4 protein-coding genes are annotated in these 3,625 nt (G+C 63.9%); all 4 read right to left on the bottom strand.

What is annotated here, in order from left to right; translation table 11 throughout:
* On the bottom strand, window positions 1–538 hold a 538-nt coding region (gene dhaL, locus AHiyo1_RS09035), incomplete at its 3' end, for a dihydroxyacetone kinase subunit DhaL (RefSeq protein ID WP_059388342.1).
* A gap of 2 nt (window positions 539–540) precedes the next feature.
* A complete protein-coding gene (gene dhaK / locus AHiyo1_RS09030) occupies window positions 541–1,542 on the bottom strand; it encodes a dihydroxyacetone kinase subunit DhaK (protein WP_059388341.1) in 1,002 nt (333 codons plus the stop codon).
* Window positions 1,543–2,045: 503 nt separating this feature from the next.
* A complete protein-coding gene (locus AHiyo1_RS09020; protein ID WP_059388339.1) occupies window positions 2,046–2,555 on the bottom strand; it encodes an amino-acid N-acetyltransferase in 510 nt (169 codons plus the stop codon).
* Between the two features lie 28 nt (window positions 2,556–2,583).
* The coding region (locus AHiyo1_RS09015) for a S9 family peptidase (protein WP_148667522.1) at window positions 2,584–3,625 on the bottom strand (1,042 nt) is incomplete at its 5' end.

The raw sequence follows: 3,625 nt of genomic DNA, 5'->3' as shown, positions 1-3,625 counted from the left end.
TTGCGCGCCCCTTGCGGGCTACCAACGGATCAGTCGTCACGGCCCCGACCTCGGCAGCCTCGGCCGCCGCGGCCAGCACCGCCACAGCATCTCCTCCAGCCACGAGGACCTCGTCCGCCGCTTCCACGGCGGGAGACCAGGCATCCACCATGGTTTTGTCGCCCAGCTCCGCTTTTCCGCGGGCAACAATTCCGTCCCGAGCCGCAGTCAGTGCTCCTGCAAGCGCCGCTGCATCAACGTCCGCGCTTTCTCCCAGCGCCGTTGCCGCCCGAAGATACGCGGTTCCGTACAGCGGTCCGGCTGCCCCGCCCACCTTGGACATCAAGGCCATCGCCGCCAGCTTCAGCGCTGCACCGGGCGTTTCGGGTGGAGTCTGGGCAAGTTTCTCCATGACGGCCTGGAATCCCCGGTCCATGTTTTCACCGTGGTCGGAGTCGCCGATCGCGCGGTCCAGAGCAATCAACTCTTCCCGGTGCTCGGCCATGAGCCGTGCGGAGAGCGTCAACCATTCGACCGCCCATTCGACCCCCAGGCCCACTGTCACATCCCCCAACGCAGGGCCGGAGTATGGACGGGCGCGTCCCAAAGGGCCGTGAGTTCGTCATCAAGACGCAGTACCGAGATGGAGCAGCCCTGCATCTCGAGCGACGTGACGTAGTTGCCCACGAGGGAGCGTTCCACTTTGGCTCCTCTTTCCGCGAGGATCTGGGCGGCCCGGCGGTAGACGATGTACAACTCGCTAAGGGGCGTACCGCCCATGCCGTTGACGAAGAGCAGCACTTCTTCACCGGCCTTGATCCCAAGGTCCTCCAGGACAGGGTCCAAGAGGCGGCTGGTGATGGCGTCGGCGCCCTCCATGGCGATCCGGTGCCTGCCGGGTTCACCGTGAATGCCTATGCCGATTTCGATTTCATCCTCGGCGAGCTCGAAGCTGGGTACCCCGGCATGCGGCACGGTGCAGCCGGAGAGGGCGACGCCCATGGTGCGCACGTTGCGGACAACTCCCTCCGCCACGCCCGCGACGGCTTCCAGCGAATCCCCACGCTCCGCTGCTGCGCCGGCAATCTTTTCGACCAGCACGGTGCCGCCCACGCCGCGGCGGCCTGCCGTATACAGGGAATCCTCCACCGCGACGTCGTCGTTGACGAGAACCGAGCGGACGCTGATTCCTTCAGCCTGGGCCATCTCTGCCGCGGTCTCGAAGTTCAGCACGTCACCGGTGTAGTTCTTCACGATGTGAATGACGCCGGCCCCGGAATCGACGGCCGCCGTGGCCGGAATGATTTGGTCAGGCGTGGGCGAGGTGAAGACGGCGCCCGGCACAGCGGCGTCGAGCATTCCGTGCCCCACAAAGCCGGCATGAAGCGGCTCATGGCCGCTCCCTCCTCCCGACACAAGCGCCACCTTGCCGGCTACGGGCGCTCCTTTTCGAACGACGAAGATGGGGTCCGTATGGACATCCACGAGATCGGCATGGGCCATGCCGAAACCCTCGACAGACTCGTCCACCACCGAGCGGGGATCGTTGATGAGCTTTTTCATGGCGCGCTCCTGGGGCGTTGCTGGTAGGTGATTTGACCCTACTACCAGCGCCCCGGGCACGGTAGGGGAACGGTCCGTATGTGCGAACGTGCAACACAGAACCCAGCGACGGAAAGGCAAAAGGGACAACCCCCAATGGTTGTCCCTTCTGAAAAACCTTCCGGTATCCGCCTGCTTAGTGGGGCGGTCCGCCCACCGTCAGACGGCCGATGCTGAAGTCTTGGGCTGTTGCGTCCTTGGCCATCGAGTCGGGCCAAAGATCGGTGCACGCGGACCGCATGCACCCGCCGGTCCCCTGCTTGCGCGACTCCGGTGTGGAGCCGGGACGCGGCATGTCGATTTGGAAACCTGAAAAGTCCGGAAACATAACGTGGTACTTCATTTCTCGCCTCCACAGTATGGTTGGCCCGCCGCAACCGAGCCTCAACTAGTTTATCCATCAAGTTGATATACGTAAAGACTTTGGGGACCGGCACATTCAGGGACGGGGGAAGAACCCGGAGCTAAAGGACCTTGATCATGCGGGTGTTGCCCAGGGTATTGGGCTTCACGCGGGCCAGATCGAGGAACTCGGCCACGCCTTCGTCGTGGGAACGCAGCAATTCCGAGTAGACCTGGGGGTCGACGGCGGTTTGGTCCGCCATGACTTCGAAGCCGTGGCGCTTGAAGAAGTCCACTTCGAACGTCAGGCAGAAGACCCGCGCAACGCCCAAGGCCCGGGCGTCCTCCAGGAGTTGCTGGACAAGGACATGACCCACGCCCTTGCCCCGCCAATTGTCGTCCGCCGCCAAAGTGCGCACCTCTGCCAGGTCCTCCCACATGACGTGCAGCGCACCGCAACCGATCACCTCGCCGTCGGACGATTCGGCAATCCGGAACTCCTGGAGGCTCTCGTAGTAGGCAACGGTCTCCTTGGCCATCAGGATTCGCTGCTCTGCCAGTGGCGCTACAAGCCTCTTGATCGCGGCAACATCGCCGGTGCGGGCAGGACGGATACTGAAGGTGGAAGTCACAGCCCCAATCTTACGAGGCGAAAGGCGCCTAGAGCCCCAGGTCCCCAGGAACAGGAACCTCCTGTCCAAGTACCTGCCTGGCAAGGAAGTGCTCCACGACGCCGTACCAGACCTTGGCGTGCTGCGGCTGCAGGATCCAATGGTTCTCGTCAGGGAAGTACAGGAAGCGGTGCTGGGTTTCACCGCTCTCATCGGCGGGCAGCCCGGAACTGGAAAGAAGTTCGTACCAAAGCCTCAGGCCCTCGCCGATCGGCACCCGGTAGTCCTTGTCACCGTGGATCACCAGCATGGGCGTCTTGATTTTGGCGACATGGAGATGGGGCGAATTGTCCAGCGCCATCTCCGGGGTCATTTCCTTGAGCCAATACTGCGAAGCGTCCGTAGTGGGCCCGAACTGGTCCATGGCCCACAGACTGGCGTGCGTCACGATCGCCTTGAAACGGTCCGTGTGCCCGGCCACCCAGTTGGCCATGTAGCCGCCGAAGGAGCCGCCCATGGCGGCTGTCCGCGTCTGGTCAATGTCGGACCGCTGGACCACCGCGTCGGTGATGGACATGAGGTCCGTATACGGCGCCTTGCCCCATTCACCCCAGCCGCGCTGGATGAATTGCTGGCCATATCCGGTGGACAGTGCCGGGTCCGGTAGCAACACGGCATATCCCTTCGACACGAGCAGCCATGGACTCCATCGCCAGGTCCAGGCGTTCCACGAGCCCAACGGCCCGCCGTGGATCCACAACAGCAGGGGCGCCGGGTTCGCCTCCGACGCGCCCTCCGGGAGCGCGAGGTAAGCCGGAACCCTCGAACCATCTGCCGCACTCGTTTCCACCCGTTCCAACGAACCTTTGATCCGGGGACGTTCAGCCGGTGCGGGAAGCCGCTCGACGTCACCCGAAGCGAGATCGATCCGGACGGCTTCAGCCGGGAATTCATACGAGCTGCGCAGCGCAAACGCGCTCAGCCCATCCGGGGAAACCACGACGTCGGTGTACGCTGCGGCGTCCTGCGTCACCCGGGTAACCGTACCGTCGGCGACGGCGACCCGGAAAACCGGCGTCGCGCCGTCGTCG

The organism is Arthrobacter sp. Hiyo1 (assembly GCF_001263615.2).
Taxonomy (GTDB): domain Bacteria; phylum Actinomycetota; class Actinomycetes; order Actinomycetales; family Micrococcaceae; genus Arthrobacter.
The sequence above is the reverse complement of the archived record's forward strand: the minus strand, read 5'-3'. Positions and strand labels throughout refer to the sequence as shown.